Genomic DNA, 15,818 nt, shown 5'->3' on the forward strand with positions numbered 1-15,818 from the left:
GGGAACGCCCCTGGCGGGGGCGTTCCCCGTACGGAGTCAGGAGTGCGGGGTGAAGCGGCCGAAGCGGCCCTGATGGTAGAGGAGCGGGCGGCCTCCGGGGTCGAGGTTGGTCTCGGTGACGAGGCCGACCACGAGGACGTGGTCTCCTATGTCGACGGTGGAGTGCGGTGAGCAGATCAGCTGGGCGGACGCGCCGTTCAGGAGGGGGACGCCCAGCGGGCCGGGCCGCCAGGAGGTCGGGGCGGCGAAGCGGTCGACGCCCTTGCGCGCGAACCGGGAGGCCAGCTCGGCCTGGTCGCTGGCCAGCACGTTCACCGCGAAGTGGTCGGCCTGGCGGAGCCAGGGCCAGGTGGTCGAGGACTGGTCGACGTAGAAGGAGACCAGCGGGGGCGCGAGGCTGACCGAGGAGAACGAGGTGGCCGTCAGGCCGGCCGGGATCCCCTCGGACTGCGCGGTGACCACGACCACCCCGGCGGCGTGGACGGCCAGCGCCTGCCGGAACCGCTCGCCGTCGACCGCCCGGCCGGGCAGGGTCTCGGTCATGAGTCCTCGCTCGGGGGGCCGAGGGGACGCGCGGGCTCGTGGGACCTCGACGGCTCGTCGAACCTCGTCAAGGTGTTCCGCTCTCCGGCTACCTCGCTCCGCCCGATCACGTTTCCTCCTCGGCGGCATGAAACACGCTTATGGTCGGCAACCCATTCATAACCCCATCTCTTCCCGATGTCATGCCGAAGCTCCTTCCCTGAGTGCCGCGGCGACCTGAGGGGCGACCCGGCCGGCCCAGCGGCCGAGAACGGCGTCGAGGCCGGGGATGTCGGACTCCAGCAGCGCCAGGCCCGGGGTGGGGACGGTGGCGCCCAGCTCGACCAGGAGCGGCCGGAAGTGGACCTCCACCGCCAGGGCGTGCCGCGCGTCCCCCATCACCAGCAGCGGCAGCGCGACGGTGGAGGCCAGCGCGCCTCCCGGCAGCCGGTCGAGGAAGGTCTTGAGCAGGCCGGTGTAGGTGCCCTTGTAGGTCGGGCTCGCCACCACCAGGACGCTCGCCTGGGTGACGAGATCCAGCGCGGCCTCCACGGCGGACGACGCTTCCGGCACGAACAGCAGGGGGGCGAGGGCGGACAGGTCGACGATCTCGGACGGCCCCTCGTGGCCGATCCGCCGGGCGATGGTCTGGGTGGCCTGGACGGCCACGTCATACGTGCGCGACCCGGCTCGCGGGTTGCCCACCACGGTCACGATGCTCATGAAGCCACCGGCACCTTCTGCTCGAAACGGGATGCTGGACGCGCCAGGCCGTAGTTCTGGCGCAGCGTGCGGCCTTCGTACTCGGTGCGGAACAGGCCACGGACCTGCAACTCGGGCACGACGTAGTCGACGAAGTCCTCCAGGCCGCTCGGCAGGACCGGCGGCATGATGTTGAAGCCGTCGGCGGCGCCGCTGGTGAACCACTCCTGTATCCGGTCGGCGACCTGCTCGGGAGTGCCGGTGACCACGCGGTGCCCCCGGCCTCCGGCCAGGCGGTTGATCAGCTCCCGCAGGGTCAGCCGCTCACGCCGGGCGAGATCGGTGACGAGTTTGAACCGGCTCTGCTGGCCGTCGGCCGGCGGGGTCACCTCGGGCAGGGGACTGTCGAGCGGATGGCCCGACAGGTCCACGCCGAGGATCCCTGAGAGCTGCCGCACGCCGTACTCGGGGATGATCAGCTCTTCGAGCTCCTTCTCCAGCAGGAGCGCCTCCCGCTCGGTGGAGCCGATGATCGGCGAGATGCCGGGGAGGACCAGCAGCTCGTCCCCGCGCCTGCCGTACCGGCCGAGACGGGACTTGAGGTCGGAGTAGAACTCCCGGCCCTCCTGGAGGGTCTGCTGCGCGGTGAACACGGCCTCGGCGAAGCGGGCGGCGAACTCCTTGCCGTCCTCGGAGGATCCGGCCTGGACCAGCAGGGGGTGGCCCTGCGGGGGGCGGGAGGTGTTCAGCGGGCCTCGGACCCGGAAGTGGTGGCCGACGTGGTCGAGGGCGTGGATCCTGGTGGTGTCGGCGTAGTCCCCGCTGCGGCGGTCGCCCAGGATCGCTCCGTCCTCCCAGCTGTCCCAGAGCTTGGTGACGACCTCCAGGAACTCGGCGGCGCGGTCGTAGCGGTCCTTGTGAGCGGGGCGTTCGACGCCGAAGTTGTGCGCCTCGGCCTCGCTCGCGGAGGTGACGATGTTCCAGCCGGCCCGGCCGCCGCTGATGTGGTCCAGCGAGGCGAACTTGCGGGCCACGTGGAACGGCTCGTTGTAGGTGGTGGAGACCGTCGCGATCAGGCCGATGTGCTCGGTCACCGTGGCCAGCGCCGCCAGCAGCGTGAGGGGCTCCAGCCCGCCGAGCGCGTTGTGCCTGACGTCGCCCCACAGGGCCAGGCCGTCGGCGAGGAAGACCGAGTCGAGCCTGCCGCGCTCGGCGGTCCGGGCGAGCTCCTGGTAGTGCCGGACGTCGGCGATCCTGGCGGGTTCGGCGCGCGGGTGCCGCCAGGCGGCCTCGTGGTGGCCGACGCCCATCAGGAAGGCGTTCAGATGCAGTTTCCTGGTGCCCATCAGGAGGTCCTCCACGTCGAGAAACGGTGCTCCAGACGGACGAGGAGCTGGTTGAAGAGCAGTCCGAGCACGGAGATCGTGAGGATCCCGGCATACATGTCGGGCACCCGGAAGTTGAACTGGGCGTAGGTGATCAGGTAGCCCAGGCCGGCCTTGGCGCCGACCATCTCGGCGGCGACCAGCACCAGGATCGAGTAGGCCCCGGCGAGCCGGATGCCGGTGAAGATCGTGGGCACCGCGGCCGGGAGGATCACCTTCTGGAACAGCCGGACCGGCCGGAGCCCCATCGACCGGGCCGACTTGATCAGCAGAGGGTCCACGCTCTTCACCCCGGCGACCGTGTTGAGCAGGATCGGCCAGGCGCAGGCGTACAGGATGATCGAGATCTTGGAGGTCTCGCCGAGCCCGAGGATGAGCACGAACACCGGGAGCAGGGCGAGCGCCGCGGTGTTGCGGAACAGTTCGAGCACCGGGTTGAGCAGGTCGGCCACCGGCTTGTACCAGCCGATCAGCAGGCCGAGGGGGATGGCCACGACGATCGCCAGGGCGAACCCGGCCAGGGACCTGATCAGGCTGGCCTGGGTGTGGTCGAGCAGTTCCCCGGACAGGAGCAGGTCCCACCAGGCCACCAGGACCTCCGACAGCGGCGTCAGGAAGGTGGGGTCCACCACCCGCAGGCGGGGCAGGCTCTCCCAGAGCGCGGCGAGCACGCCCAGGGCGGCGACGCGCCGGCCCGCCGTCACGGCCAGGCGCCCCAGGCCGGAGGAGATGCCTGCCGGAAGACCGGCGGCGGTGACGCCGGTCGAGAGGCTAGCCAACGGGGACCGCCTCCTCCGCCCTGGCGGCCGCGACCTCGTCACGGAGCAGCGTCCACACCTGGTGCCGGTACTCGCCGAAGCGCGCGTCGGCCCGCAGGTCCCCGTCGCGGGAGTCGAACTCGACGTCGACGACCCGCTTGATCCGGCCGGGCCGGGAGGTCATGACCGCGACCCGCTGGCCGAGATAGACGGCCTCGTCGATGCCGTGGGTGATGAACACGATCGTCTTGCCGGTCTTCTCCCAGATCCGCAGCAGCTCCTCCTGGAGGGACTCGCGGGTCTGCGCGTCCAGCGCGGCGAACGGCTCGTCCATCAGCAGCACGTCCGGGTCGAAGGCGAGGCTCCGGGCGATGGCCACGCGCTGGCGCATGCCACCGGAGAGCTCGTGCGGATAGCGCTCCTCGAACCCGCGCAGCCCGACCAGGTCCAGATAGGACCTGGCCCGCTCGGCGCGCTCCTTCTTCGGTACGGCTTTCGCCTCCAGCCCGAACTCGACGTTGGACAGCGCGGTGCGCCAGGGGAACAGCGCGTACTGCTGGAAGACGATCCCCCGGTCCAGGCCGGGGCCGTCGACGGGGGCGCCGTCCAGGAGGATCCGGCCGCTGGTCGGCTCGGTCAGCCCGGCGAGCAGGTCGAGGAGGGTGGACTTGCCGCAACCGCTCGGCCCGACGAGGGTGAGGAACTCCCCGGCCCGCACGTCGAGGGTGACGTCGTCGAGCGCGGTGAACAGCCGGTCGGCGCCGCGGACGCGGAACTCCTTGCCGACTCCCTGGATCTGGATCTTCATCGGGTGCCTCCGAACGGGTTGTAGGCATTGGTGAAGAGGTCCTCGGTCCTGACCTGCCCCTTCTTGATCTCGCCCTCGCGCTCCAGCCAGTCGACCCAGGTCTGGAACTCCCTGGCGTCGATCACGCCGCCCTTGTTGGCCACCCCGCTGCTCTTCCAGAACTCGATGGCGGTGGTGTCCTCGCTCCGCTTCCGCTTGGCGATGATCTCTTTCGCCTTGGCGACGACCTCCTCGCGGGAGTGGGTCTGCGTCCAGTCGACGGCCCTGGCGAAGGCCTCGACGAACCTCTTCGTGGTGTTCGGGTTCCGCTCGATGAACCGCTCGGTGAGCACGACGCTCCCGGCGGTGAAGGGGCCGAACAGGTCGACGTCCTTGAAGAGCGGGCGGATCCCGCCGCGCCGCAGCGCCTTGTCGCGGAGGATGCCGCTCAGCGCGGCCACGTCGATCTGGCCCTGGCGGAGCGCCTGCTCGGTGTTGACCGGCGGCACGACGACCAGTTCGACCTGCTTGATCTCATCGGGGGTCAGCCCGCCGCGCTTGAGGTACTCCTTGAGCACCGCCTCCAGATGCGCGCCCAGGGTGTTGACCCCGATCTTCTTGCCGATCAGGTCGCGCGGGCCCTTGATCGGTGAGCCGTCGGCCACGAAGTAGCCGATGTAGCTGTCCTTGTCGCTGCCGTAGTAGCCGATCACGGCCTTGATCGGGGCCTTGGCCGCGGCCAGCTTGACGATGGCGCCGTTGAAGGCGCCGCCGAAGTCGGTCTGACCGGTGGCCGCGGCCTGGATGTCCTGCGGACCGGAGATCGTGTTGCCGATCCACTTGAGCTTGATGGGGCCGAGGTAGCCGAGCTCCTCGGCGAACTCGGGGAAGGTGACGGCGCCGGCGCTGCCCTGGTAGCGGAGCTCCAGGGTCTCGGGGCCGCCGGGTTCCGCGGCGGCCCGCGCGCCGCAGGCGGTGAGGAGCCCCACCAGCAGCACGGAGAGGGGGACATGTCTGAGCTTGATCACGAGTGACGTCCTGAGAAAGGGGGGGACGGTGGAGTCGGTTCGTGATCACGGACACTGGGCGCTGGACACTCGACAGAAGTCGACATGTGCACACCGGGTCAGATAGAGGCCCATACCGGAGAAGCTACGCACGACTCGGCACTAAGTCAATATTTCCTACTTGTTTTGCATGAAATACTCCGAGGGAAGCAAGCAAACCGGCCTCACCAGGGATTACGCGGGAAACCACAGGTCGGGCTCCCCGGCGACCCGGCGCAGCCGTCCCCTGGCCTCCAGCCAGACCAGGTGCGCCAGCGTCTCGTTGTTCGCCCCCCGGCGCATGAACGGCGGGATGGTCTCCCACGGGCGCGCCCATCGCAGCCTGGTCGCCGCGTCCCAGCAGGTGATCCCGTCCCCGGCGCCGACCACCGTCTCGATCTCGGCCAGCCGCTCCTCATGGTGGGCGATCACGTGGTCGACCCGGTCGGCCAGCTCCAGGAACCGGTACTCGTGCGCGGGCAGCACCTCGTCCACGTCGAACTTGCGCACCGCCGCCAGCGCCTCAAGATAGTCGGCGAGCGGGTTGGGCGCGGACTGCGGATGGACCGCCACGATGGGCGTGATCCGGGGGAGCACGTGGTCGCCGGAGAACAGCAGCCGCCGCTCCTGCTCGACGAAGCACACGTGCCCCGGCGAGTGACCGGGGGTCCAGACCGCACGCAGGTCCCAGCCGGGCAGGCCGAGGAGGTCGCCGTCCTCGATCAGCCGGTCGGGCCTGGCCATGGTCACGTAGTGCCGGAGCATCATCGAGGCCCCGGCCAGCTCGTCCAGCAGGGGCAGCGGCACGCCGGACCGCACCAGCAGCAGGCGCTCCCGCGCCACCAGGTCGTCGACGCCGGCCTCGTCGTAGCGGTCGCGCAGCAGCCGGGAGTCCGCCGGGTGCAGCCCGATCCAGGCGCCCGACACCTCGCGGATCCGCCCGGCCAGCCCGTAGTGGTCGGGGTGGATGTGGGTGACCAGGACGGCCCTGACGTCGGTCACCTCGTATCCGGCGGTCCCGAGCCCGGCGGCCAGCGCGCCGTACGCCTCGTCGGTGTCCCACCCCGCGTCCACGATCGCCACCCCGTCGGGGAGTTCGAGGGCGTAGACCAGCACGTAGCGGAGAGGATTGATCGGGATCGGCACCGGGATCGACCAGAGCCCCGGCCGCACCCGTTCCACCTCGGGAAACCCCCCGGCCCGCCAGGCCTCGCGCTGTGCCTCGTTCGCCGCCGTCACCATGTCCCCGGCTCCCTTCGTCGCCCCGCATTCTGCCCCCTGAACCGAATCATGTTCTACGCGGGGTGGCGTACCGTCGCCTCATGAAGCTGGGACGCGAGATCTCCGACGGCGGACGCTTCGTGCGGCAGCCGAACCGGTTCACGGCGCGGATCGAGGAGGGCGGCGAGCATCCGCCCGAGCCCGGCCGCTACCGGCTCTACGCCTCCTACGCCTGCCCATGGGCGCACCGCTCGCTCATCGTGCGCGAGCTGCTCGGCCTCCAGGACGTCGTCGGCGTGACGATCGTCGACCCGATCAGGGACGAGAAGGGCTGGCGGATCCCCGGCGGCGACCCGGTCACCGGCGTGGAATACCTCTCGGAGCTCTACCTGGCCTCCGATCCCGGCTACCGGGGCCGCTACACCGTGCCCTGCGTCTGGGACGCCGCCGCCGAGCGGCTGGTCACCAACGACTACCCGCAGATCACCCTCACGCTGGAGACCGCCTTCGCGCCGTGGCACGCCGAGGGCGCGCCCGACCTCTACCCGGCCGCGCTGCGCGGGGAGATCGACGCGCTGAACGAGGTGATCTTCGACGGGCTCAACAACGGCGTCTACCGGGCCGGGTTCGCCACTTCCCAGGAGGCCTACGACGAGGCGGTCACCAAGGTCTTCGACACCCTGGACCTGCTGGAGGAACGGCTCGCCACCCGCTCCCACCTGCACGGCGACGCGCTCACCGAGAGCGACGTGCGGCTCTATCCGACACTCGCCAGGTTCGACGCGGTCTACCACTCCCACTTCAAGTGCGCCGTCCGGCGGCTGACCGACTATCCGGTGCTGTGGGCCTACGCCCGGCGCCTGTACGCGATCCCGGCGTTCCGCGACACGACCGACTTCGACCAGATCAAGCGGCACTACTTCATGACGCAGACGAACATCAACCCGAGCCGGATCGTGCCGCGCGGCCCGGAGCTCGACTGGACGGCCGGGTGACGGTCCCGGCGGGACCGCCTGCGGGAACCTGAAAGTTACATCGGGCAAATCGGTCATTCGCCCGGTCAGCCCGGAGTCCCGGGAGCCGTCCGTTGACGGCGGCGAAACGCGCTGAAAACATCGGCCCATCTCCTTGTGGGAGCGCTCCCACCTGATCATGCATCCCCCGCCCGAAGGAATCCTCCGTGATCAGACCGTCCGCCTGGCTCGCCCTCACCATGGCCGCCGCCCTGGTGACGCTCACCCCCTCGCCCGCCGCGCTGGCGGAGCCGGCCCCCTCGGCCGCCGCCGACGCCCCGGAACAGATCGTCAACGGCACCTTCGACACCGGCACGGCTCCCTGGTGGAGCACCGGCAACACCACGCTGGAGCTCGACACCGGCCGGCTCTGCGCCGACGTCCCCGGCGGCACCGTCAACCCGTGGGACGTCATCGTCGGCCAGAACGACGTCGCGCTGGTCAAGGACGAGACCTACGAATACTCCTTCTTCGGCGTCGCGACCCCCGGCCACGTCGCCAAGGCCCTCATCCAGCTCCCCGCCGACCCCTACACGCAGTATCTGTCGGCCAACCCCGAGCTGAGCGTGTCCGGTAACGACTACGCCTACACCTTCACCTCCCCCGTCGGCCTGCCGGACGCCCAGGTGGTGTTCCAGCTCGGGGGGAGCGCCACTCCCTGGCGCTTCTGCGTGGACGACGTCTCGCTCAAGGGCGGCGCCGAGCCCGACGTCTACAAGCCCGACACCGGACCGCGCGTCCGGGTGAACATGGCCGGCTACCTGCCGGCGGGCCCGAAGAACGCCACCCTGGTCACCGAGAGGACCGAGGCCGTGACCTGGAGGCTCAGGAGGGGCTCCACGGTCGTCGCGACCGGGACCACCACCCCGAGAGGGGTGGACGGGAGCTCGGGCCAGAACGTGCACTCGATCGACTTCGGCTCGGTCACCGCTCCCGGCACCGGCTACACGCTGGAGGCCGACGGCGAGACCAGCCGCCCCTTCGACCTCGACGGCGGCTTCTACGACCGGCTCCGCACCGACGCGCTGAAGTTCTACTACCCCCAGCGCAGCGGCATCGAGATCCTGGATTCCCTCCGCCCCGGATACGGCAGGCCCGCCGGCCACGCCGGCGTCACCCCGAACCAGGGCGACGTGAGCGTGCCCTGCCAGCCGGGCGTCTGCGACTACTCCCTCGACGTCAGCGGCGGCTGGTACGACGCGGGCGACCACGGCAAGTACGTGGTCAACGGCGGCGTGTCGGTCCACCAGCTGATGGCCGAGTTCGAACGGGGCAGGACGCGGGGCGCCTTCGAGGACGGGGAGCTGGACATTCCCGAGAGCGGCAACGGGGTGCCCGACATCCTGGACGAGGCCCGCTGGGAGCAGGAGTTCATCCTCGACATGCAGGTCCCCCACGGTGAACCGCACGCCGGGATGGCCCACCACAAGATCCATGACGCCGCCTGGACCGGCCTGCCGCTCCTGCCCCACCTCGACCCGCAGCGGCGGGAGCTGCACCCGCCGTCCACCGCCGCCACCCTCAACCTGGCCGCCACCGCGGCCCAGGCGGCCCGGCTGTTCGCGCCCTACGACGCCGCGTTCGCCGCGCGGAACCTGCAGGCGGCCCGGAAGGCGTGGGCCGCCGCGAAGGCCGAGCCGGCCCGCTACGCCGACCCGGCGGACGGCGTGGGCGGCGGCGCCTACAACGACGGCGACGTGACCGACGAGTTCTACTGGGCGGCGGCCGAGCTCTACCTCACCACCGGTGAGAAGGAGTTCCAGGACCGCGTGCTCGCCTCCCCGCACCACACCGGCGACATCTGGCGCGACCGCGGCTTCGACTGGGGCAACACCGCCCAGCTCGGCCGCCTCGACCTGGCCACCGTCCCCAGCGGGCTGCCCGGCCGCGCCGCCGTACGGGCGTCGGTCCTGGCGGGCGCCGACAAGTATCTCGCCGTGCAGAAGGCGCATCCGTACGGCCTGCCGTACAACCCGCCGGACTTCGACTGGGGCTCCAACAACCTCGTGCTGAACAACATGGTCGTGATGGCCACCGCGCACGACCTGAGCGGCCGGGCGAAGTATCGCGACGGGGTGCTGGAGGGGATGGACTACATCCTGGGCCGCAACGCGCTCAACCAGTCCTACGTGACCGGCTACGGCGAGGTCGCCTCCCGCAACCAGCACAGCCGCTGGTACGCCCACCAGCTCGACCCGGCCCTGCCCGGCCCGCCGCGCGGCACCCTGGCCGGCGGCCCGAACTCCGCCATCCAGGACCCGGTGGCCCAGGCCAAACTCCGCGGCTGCAAGCCCCAGTTCTGCTATATCGACGACATCGAGTCGTGGTCCACCAACGAGCTCACCATCAACTGGAACTCCCCGCTCGCCTGGATCTCGGCCTTCGTCGCCGACACCACCCCCACGGCCCCCTGCGAGGTGACCTACACCCGGCACGGCGCGTGGCCCGACGGCTTCACCACCCAGGTCACCGTACGGAACACCGGCACGGAGGCCGTCGACGGCTGGGCCCTGAAGTGGTCCTTCCTCGGCGGCCAGCGGGTCGGCGACGGCTGGGGCGCGTCCATCACCCAGACGGGGGCGACGGCCACGGCCGGGAACCTGAGCTGGAACAAGAAGATCAAGCCGGGCGGCTCGGTCACCTTCGGCTTCACCGGCAGGAGCGCCCCCGGCGCCAACCCCGCCCCCGAGCGCTTCCTCCTCAACGGGGCGCTCTGCGGGTAGTCCCAGACCGCCGGACATCCCCGACGGCGGCCGTCCCTCAGACGGCCGCCGTCAATGCCTCCCGAAGAAACACCGAACTCCTTACCGGTTCCGGCGTATCTCAGATTATACAATCCAATGCATATAGCGTTACGATCCGTGAGTCTGTATGCCATCGAGATCGAGCCCGAGATCCAGCTATGGCTCGAATCACTGTCCGAGCGTGACTACGTGAAAGTCGAAGCCCTGGCCGACCTTCTCGCCGAGCAGGCGGAGACACTGGGCGAGCCGTACTCCAAGCATCTGGGCGGCAAGCTCAGGGAGCTACGCCTCTCCCTCCCGCACCGCCAGGTCCGGATCACTTACTGGCTCGCTCCGGGACGCAGGGCCGTTCTCCTGACCGTCTTCCCCAAAACCCGCCGAAAAGAGACCGGTCAGATCGAACGCGCCCATCGAGCACAGGCTGAATGTGAGAGCCGCCATACAGCCGCCTCGAATACATACGACCGCATCTGGAAGGACTGAGGCCATGAATCACAGCAAGTGGGAGCGGACCGGCGCCGAGCGCCGCGCGGACGCCTACCAGGAAGCTCGTGAGGCACTGCTCCTCGGGCAGCAGGTCTACAACCGCCGCACGGAACTCGGCCTTTCACAGGCCGAACTGGCCGAGCGGGCAGGCATGACGCAGCCTCAGGTGTCTCGCCTGGAGACCGGCGGGGTCACCCCTACCCTGGCGCTCCTACGACGCCTGGCGAAAGCACTGGACGCCGAGCTGAACGTCACGTTCAAGCCTCACGCAGCCGCCTGACCTGGTCGAGCCGCCGGCGAGAAGCGGTCGGAGATCGACGGCTCGTCCAACGCCTCGATGCGCACGGCGTGTCCTCGGCCGGGGCGTGTGTACGGCCTAAACTGTGGTACGTGATTGAGGACATCTGGGTGGACCCCGCCGTAACCGCGCTCAGACCGGACTTCGCGGTCCTGGTCATGGGCGTGTACGGCCTGCGCAACGGACCGACCGACGACAGGTCCCGGGCCTGGCTGGCCGGGGCGGCCGACAGCGCGGTGAGCGCCGAGGACCCGAAGGTCGAGGCGTGGCGGGAGGCCTACCGGGCCTTCGGGGCGAAGCCGCAGCGGACCAGGCCGTCGGTGGACGCGCTGGTCAGGCGGATGCCGCTGCCGGAGATCAACCTGGTGGTCGACGCCTACAACGCGATCAGCGTCAGGCACGGGCTGCCGATCGGCGGGGAGGACCTGGCCCACTACGAGGGTACGGCCCGGCTGATCCGCGCCACGGGCGAGGAGCCGTTCGAGGTCGTCGAGAAGGGCGAGCCCGGCATCGACCACCCGGAGATCGGCGAGGTGGTCTGGCGCGACGACAGGGGCGCCACCTGCCGGCGCTGGAACTGGCGGCAGTGCGTGCGCACCCGGATCACCGAGGAGACCGTCGACGCGCTGTTCCTGCTGGAGCGGCTGGCGCCGATGTCGCTGGAGGAGCTGCGCGCGGCGGGGGACGAACTGGTCGAGTCGCTCAAGATCGTCACTCCGGGCATCCGGGTCGAGTCACGGCTCATAGCGCATGGGTGACCAGGCCCACACCCCCCATATAGACCCCCCGGGGGTGACCGTTTTGGACTGTGCTGGGAGGATCGGTCGGCGAGCTGCGGCCAGACTGGCGCAGGTCCGGGTCCAGGCGAGTAGCCTTGGACAAGTTCTCTATCATCAACGCCGATCTGCGGAAGAGGGCGATTTCCGCCGTGTCGTCTGAGTCGTCGCGGACAAACCCGCTGGCAGCCTTTGGTCAAAACGAATGGCTTGTCGACGAGCTGTACCAGAAGTACCTCCAGGATCCCGAGTCTGTGGACCGCGCCTGGTGGAACTTCTTCGCTGATTACACCCCTGATTCCGGGTCCGGCAGAGCCGCGCCCCCGGGGGCGGCCAAAGCCGCGCCCGCCACTCCAACCCCGGCTGCGGCTCCGGCGACCCCGGCCGCCACACCGGTGACCACCGCGCCGAAGGCCAAGGCCATCCCGGCGGACAAGCCCAAGCAGGAGACGCAGTTGCCCGCCGGTGCCGAGGAAGTCCGACTGCGCGGCGCCGCCGCCAGGACGGCTGCCAACATGGAGGCCAGCCTCGAGGTCCCGACGGCGACCAGCGTCCGCGCGGTCCCGGCGAAGCTGCTCATCGACAACCGCATCGTGATCAACAACCATCTGTCCCGCGGTCGCGGCGGCAAGGTCTCGTTCACGCACCTGATCGGTTACGCGGTCATCAAGGCCCTCAAGGCCCTGCCGGAGATGAACCACTCCTACGCCGAGGCCGACGGCAAGCCCGTGCTGGTCAAGCCGGAGCACGTCAACCTCGGCCTGGCCATCGACGTCGCCAAGAGCGACGGCACCCGCCAGCTCCTGGTGCCGTCGATCAAGGCGACCGAGGGCATGGACTTCCGCCAGTTCTGGGTGGCGTACGAGGAGGTCGTGCGCAAGGCCAGGGCAGGCAAGCTCGGCGTCGACGACTTCTCCGGCACCACGATCTCGCTGACCAACCCCGGGACGATCGGCACCGTCCACTCGGTGCCGCGTCTGATGCCGGGGCAGGGCACGATCATCGGTGTCGGCGCGATGGAGTACCCCGCGGAGTACCAGGGCGCCTCTCCCGAGACGCTCTCCCGGCTCGCGGTGAGCAAGGTCATGACGCTCACCAGCACCTATGACCACCGGATCATCCAGGGTGCCCAGTCGGGTGACTTCCTGCGCCAGGTCCACCGGCTCCTGCTGGGCGAGGACGGCTTCTACGACGAGATCTTCGAAGCCCTCCGGATCCCCTACGAGCCGGTCCGCTGGGTCCAGGACATCTCGACCACGCACGACGACGACGTGGCGAAGTCGGCCAGGGTCATCGAGCTGATCCATGCCTTCCGGGTCCGCGGCCATCTGATGGCCGACACCGACCCGCTGGAGTACAAGCAGCGCAAGCACCCCGACCTCGACATCAAGTCCCACGGGCTGACCCTGTGGGACCTGGAGCGCGAGTTCGCCACCGGCGGCTTCGGCGGCCGTCCTCTGATGCGGCTGCGCGAGATCCTCGGCGTGCTGCGTGACTCCTACTGCCGCACCATCGGCGTGGAGTACATGCACATGCAGAACCCCGAGGAGCGCGCCTGGATCCAGGCCCGGGTGGAGCGTCCCCACGCCAAGCCCGACCGCGAGGAGCAGCTGCGCATCCTGGAGCGGCTCAACACCGCCGAGGCGTTCGAGACGTTCCTGCAGACCAAGTTCGTCGGCCAGAAGCGCTTCTCGCTCGAAGGCAGCGAGTCGCTGATCCCGCTGCTCGACTCGGTGCTCTCCGCCGCCGCGGAGGAGAACCTCGATGAGTCCGTCATCGGCATGGCCCACCGCGGCCGCCTCAACGTGCTGGCCAACATCGTGGGCAAGTCCTACGGCCAGATCTTCGGCGAGTTCGAGGGCAACATCGACCCGCGGACGGCGCACGGTTCCGGCGACGTCAAGTACCACCTGGGCGCCACCGGTGACTTCGTCTCACCCGACGGCAGCAAGCTCAAGACCTCGGTCGTGGCCAACCCCTCGCACCTGGAGACGGTGGACCCGGTCCTTGAGGGCGTGGTCCGCGCCAAGCAGGACCTGCTGGAGCGGGGCGAGGAGGGCTTCACGGTCCTGCCCGTGCTCGTCCACGGCGACGCGGCCTTCGCCGGCCAGGGCGTGGTGGCCGAGACGCTGAACCTGTCGCAGCTGCGGGGCTACCGCACCGGCGGCACGGTCCACATCGTGGTCAACAACCAGGTCGGCTTCACCACCTCGCCGGCGTCCTCGCGCTCCAGCGTGTACGCCACCGACGTGGCGCGGATGATCCAGGCCCCGATCCTCCACGTCAACGGGGACGACCCCGAGGCCGTGGTCCGGGTCGGAAAGCTGGCGTTCGAATACCGCCAGGCGTTCCGCAAGGACGTCGTCATCGACCTGATCTGCTACCGGCGCCGCGGCCACAACGAGTCCGACAACCCGAGCTTCACCCAGCCGCTGATGTACGACCTGATCGACGCCAAGCGCTCCACCCGCAAGCTCTACACCGAGGCGCTGATCGGCCGGGGCGACATCACGGTGGAGGAGGCCGAGGGCGCGCTCCGCGACTACCAGGCCAAGCTGGAGAACGCCTTCGCCGAGACCCGTGCGGCGTCCAAGGAGTCGACCGGCGAGTTCGCCCGCCCGGTCGACGTGGACTCCGTCATCCCGTGGTCGCACGAGGACACCCCGACGGGGATCTCCGAGGAGACCGTCAAGCGGATCGTCGACACCCAGCTCAACCTGCCGGAGGGCTTCACCATCCATCCGCGCCTGCTGCCGGTCATCCAGCGCCGCGGGCAGATGGTCGCCGAGGACCGCATCGACTGGGGCATGGGCGAGACCCTCGCCTTCGGGTCGCTGCTGATCGACGGCCACCCGGTCCGCCTGGTCGGCCAGGACTCCCGGCGCGGCACCTTCGTCCAGCGGCACGCCGTGCTGGTGGACCGCGTCACGGGCGAGGAGCACACCCCGCTCAAGACGTTCAACGAGGGCACCACCAAGTTCTACGTCTACGACTCGCTGCTCAGCGAGTACGCCGCGCTCGGCTTCGAGTACGGCTACAGCGTGGAGCGCCCCGAGGCCCTGGTCGCCTGGGAGGCCCAGTTCGGTGACTTCGTCAACGGCGCCCAGTCCGTGATCGACGAGTACATCACCGCGGGCGAGCAGAAGTGGGGCCAGCGTTCCGGCGTCACCCTGCTGCTGCCGCACGGCTACGAGGGTCAGGGCCCGGATCACTCCTCGGCCCGCATCGAGCGCTTCCTGCAGATGTGCGCCTACGACAACATGACCGTGGCCCAGCCGACGCTGCCGGCGAACTACTTCCACCTGCTGCGCTGGCAGACGAAGTCGAACCGGCACCGCCCGCTGGTGGTGTTCACGCCCAAGTCGCTGCTGCGGCACAAGGCGGCGGTCTCGCCGGTCAGCGAGTTCACCTCGGGCTCGTTCCGGCCGGTGCTCGGCGACACCACGGTCAACCCGGCCGAGGTGCGCAAGGTCGTGCTCTGCTCCGGCAAGATCTACTACGACCTGGCGGCGGCCCGTGACAGGCAGGGCCGGACCGACGTGGCGATCGTCCGTCTGGAGCGGCTCTACCCGTTCCCGATGAACCCGCTCGCGGCCGAGCTGGGACGCTACGCCGACGGCGTCGAGCTGGTGTGGGCGCAGGACGAGCCGGTCAACATGGGCCCGTGGCCGTTCCTGACGCTGAAGCTGGCGGAGAACCCCGACACCTTCGGCGGCCGTCCGATCAAGCGGGTCTCCCGCAAGGCGAACTCCTCCCCCGCGACGGGCTCGCACTCCGCGCACGAGGCGGAGCTGCAGCAGATGCTGGGAGAGATCTTCAGCTAGGCACCACCTTCGGAAGTCCCCCACAGGAGCCTCTGTGGGGGACTTCCCCGTTACTGCGAGGAGAACGATGTATTTCACCGATCGGGGCATCGAGGAGCTCGTCGAGCGCCGCGGCCAGGAGGAGGTCAACATCGTGTGGCTGGCCGAGCGGCTGCGCGAGTTCGTCGACCTGAACCCGGAGTTCGAGACCCCGGTGGAGCGGCTGGCCACCTGGCTGGCCCGGCTGGACGACGAGGACGACTGAAACAGTCGCGAT

At 69.7% G+C, this 15,818-nt stretch carries 14 protein-coding genes; 7 read left to right on the top strand and 7 right to left on the bottom strand.

Annotation, left to right across the window (positions count from 1 at the left end):
- Positions 1 to 36: 36 nt before the first annotated feature.
- The 7 genes from SROS_RS39915 to SROS_RS39945 all read right to left on the bottom strand — a co-directional run bounded on the left by SROS_RS39915 (position 37) and on the right by SROS_RS39945 (position 6,442).
- Positions 37 to 543 (bottom strand): flavin reductase family protein, encoded by a 507-nt coding sequence (locus SROS_RS39915; RefSeq protein WP_012894648.1) that lies wholly within the window; start codon positions 541 to 543, stop codon positions 37 to 39.
- Between the two features lie 180 nt (positions 544 to 723).
- On the bottom strand, positions 724 to 1,245 hold the full coding sequence (locus SROS_RS39920) for an NADPH-dependent FMN reductase (RefSeq protein WP_012894650.1): 522 nt from the start codon (positions 1,243 to 1,245) through the stop codon (positions 724 to 726).
- Entirely contained in the window at positions 1,242 to 2,570 is a 1,329-nt protein-coding gene (locus tag SROS_RS39925; RefSeq protein ID WP_012894651.1) for an LLM class flavin-dependent oxidoreductase, read from the bottom strand. Before SROS_RS39925 ends, SROS_RS39920 begins: the two co-directional genes overlap by 4 nt.
- Positions 2,570 to 3,388: an ABC transporter permease gene (locus SROS_RS39930; RefSeq protein ID WP_012894652.1), complete on the bottom strand. Its 819-nt coding sequence runs from the start codon at positions 3,386 to 3,388 to the stop codon at positions 2,570 to 2,572. Before SROS_RS39930 ends, SROS_RS39925 begins: the two co-directional genes overlap by 1 nt.
- Positions 3,381 to 4,175, bottom strand: coding sequence for an ABC transporter ATP-binding protein (locus tag SROS_RS39935; protein WP_012894653.1), 795 nt, complete (start codon positions 4,173 to 4,175; stop codon positions 3,381 to 3,383). The genes SROS_RS39930 and SROS_RS39935 overlap by 8 nt, the downstream gene beginning before the upstream one ends.
- Positions 4,172 to 5,182, bottom strand: coding sequence for an ABC transporter substrate-binding protein (locus SROS_RS39940; RefSeq protein ID WP_012894654.1), 1,011 nt, complete (start codon positions 5,180 to 5,182; stop codon positions 4,172 to 4,174). Before SROS_RS39940 ends, SROS_RS39935 begins: the two co-directional genes overlap by 4 nt.
- Positions 5,183 to 5,395: 213 nt before the next feature.
- Positions 5,396 to 6,442, bottom strand: a complete 1,047-nt coding sequence (locus SROS_RS39945) for an MBL fold metallo-hydrolase (protein WP_012894655.1) — start codon at positions 6,440 to 6,442, stop codon at positions 5,396 to 5,398.
- A gap of 80 nt (positions 6,443 to 6,522) precedes the next feature.
- Here SROS_RS39945 and SROS_RS39950 point away from each other — a divergent pair, with 80 nt between their 5' ends.
- From SROS_RS39950 to SROS_RS51475, 7 genes are all read left to right on the top strand, one after another.
- Entirely contained in the window at positions 6,523 to 7,416 is an 894-nt protein-coding gene (locus tag SROS_RS39950; protein WP_012894656.1) for a glutathione S-transferase family protein, read from the top strand.
- A 218-nt stretch (positions 7,417 to 7,634) separates the two neighbouring features.
- Entirely contained in the window at positions 7,635 to 10,157 is a 2,523-nt protein-coding gene (locus tag SROS_RS39955) for a glycoside hydrolase family 9 protein (protein ID WP_043657942.1), read from the top strand.
- A gap of 138 nt (positions 10,158 to 10,295) precedes the next feature.
- Positions 10,296 to 10,661 (top strand): type II toxin-antitoxin system RelE/ParE family toxin, encoded by a 366-nt coding sequence (locus SROS_RS39960; RefSeq protein WP_245564453.1) that lies wholly within the window; start codon positions 10,296 to 10,298, stop codon positions 10,659 to 10,661.
- Between the two features lie 4 nt (positions 10,662 to 10,665).
- Positions 10,666 to 10,944 carry a helix-turn-helix domain-containing protein gene (locus SROS_RS39965; protein WP_012894659.1) on the top strand — a complete coding sequence of 93 codons (279 nt, stop codon included), beginning with the start codon at positions 10,666 to 10,668 and terminating at the stop codon, positions 10,942 to 10,944.
- 110 nt (positions 10,945 to 11,054) lie between these two features.
- A complete protein-coding gene (locus SROS_RS39970) occupies positions 11,055 to 11,720 on the top strand; it encodes a B3/B4 domain-containing protein (RefSeq protein WP_043653908.1) in 666 nt (221 codons plus the stop codon).
- Positions 11,721 to 11,890: 170 nt separating this feature from the next.
- Complete coding sequence (locus SROS_RS39975; RefSeq protein ID WP_043657944.1) at positions 11,891 to 15,562, top strand: multifunctional oxoglutarate decarboxylase/oxoglutarate dehydrogenase thiamine pyrophosphate-binding subunit/dihydrolipoyllysine-residue succinyltransferase subunit; 3,672 nt, start codon at positions 11,891 to 11,893, stop codon at positions 15,560 to 15,562.
- A 67-nt stretch (positions 15,563 to 15,629) separates the two neighbouring features.
- Entirely contained in the window at positions 15,630 to 15,806 is a 177-nt protein-coding gene (locus tag SROS_RS51475) for a DUF6104 family protein (protein WP_012894662.1), read from the top strand.
- The last annotated feature ends 12 nt before the right edge of the window (positions 15,807 to 15,818 follow it).

The organism is Streptosporangium roseum DSM 43021, assembly GCF_000024865.1.
GTDB classification, from domain to species: Bacteria; Actinomycetota; Actinomycetes; order Streptosporangiales; family Streptosporangiaceae; genus Streptosporangium; species Streptosporangium roseum.

Excerpts from the sequence above, each read along its gene's own strand:
- SROS_RS39915 (WP_012894648.1), bottom strand. The coding sequence starts at position 543 with ATGACCGAGACCCTGCCCGGCCGGGCGGTCGACGGCGAGCGGTTCCGG.
- SROS_RS39920 (WP_012894650.1), bottom strand. The coding sequence starts at position 1,245 with ATGAGCATCGTGACCGTGGTGGGCAACCCGCGAGCCGGGTCGCGCACG.
- SROS_RS39925 (WP_012894651.1), bottom strand. The coding sequence starts at position 2,570 with ATGGGCACCAGGAAACTGCATCTGAACGCCTTCCTGATGGGCGTCGGC.
- SROS_RS39935 (WP_012894653.1), bottom strand. The coding sequence starts at position 4,175 with ATGAAGATCCAGATCCAGGGAGTCGGCAAGGAGTTCCGCGTCCGCGGC.
- SROS_RS39945 (WP_012894655.1), bottom strand. The coding sequence starts at position 6,442 with ATGGTGACGGCGGCGAACGAGGCACAGCGCGAGGCCTGGCGGGCCGGG.
- SROS_RS39950 (WP_012894656.1), top strand. The coding sequence starts at position 6,523 with ATGAAGCTGGGACGCGAGATCTCCGACGGCGGACGCTTCGTGCGGCAG.
- SROS_RS39955 (WP_043657942.1), top strand. The coding sequence starts at position 7,635 with ATGGCCGCCGCCCTGGTGACGCTCACCCCCTCGCCCGCCGCGCTGGCG.
- SROS_RS39965 (WP_012894659.1), top strand. The coding sequence starts at position 10,666 with ATGAATCACAGCAAGTGGGAGCGGACCGGCGCCGAGCGCCGCGCGGAC.
- SROS_RS51475 (WP_012894662.1), top strand. The coding sequence starts at position 15,630 with ATGTATTTCACCGATCGGGGCATCGAGGAGCTCGTCGAGCGCCGCGGC.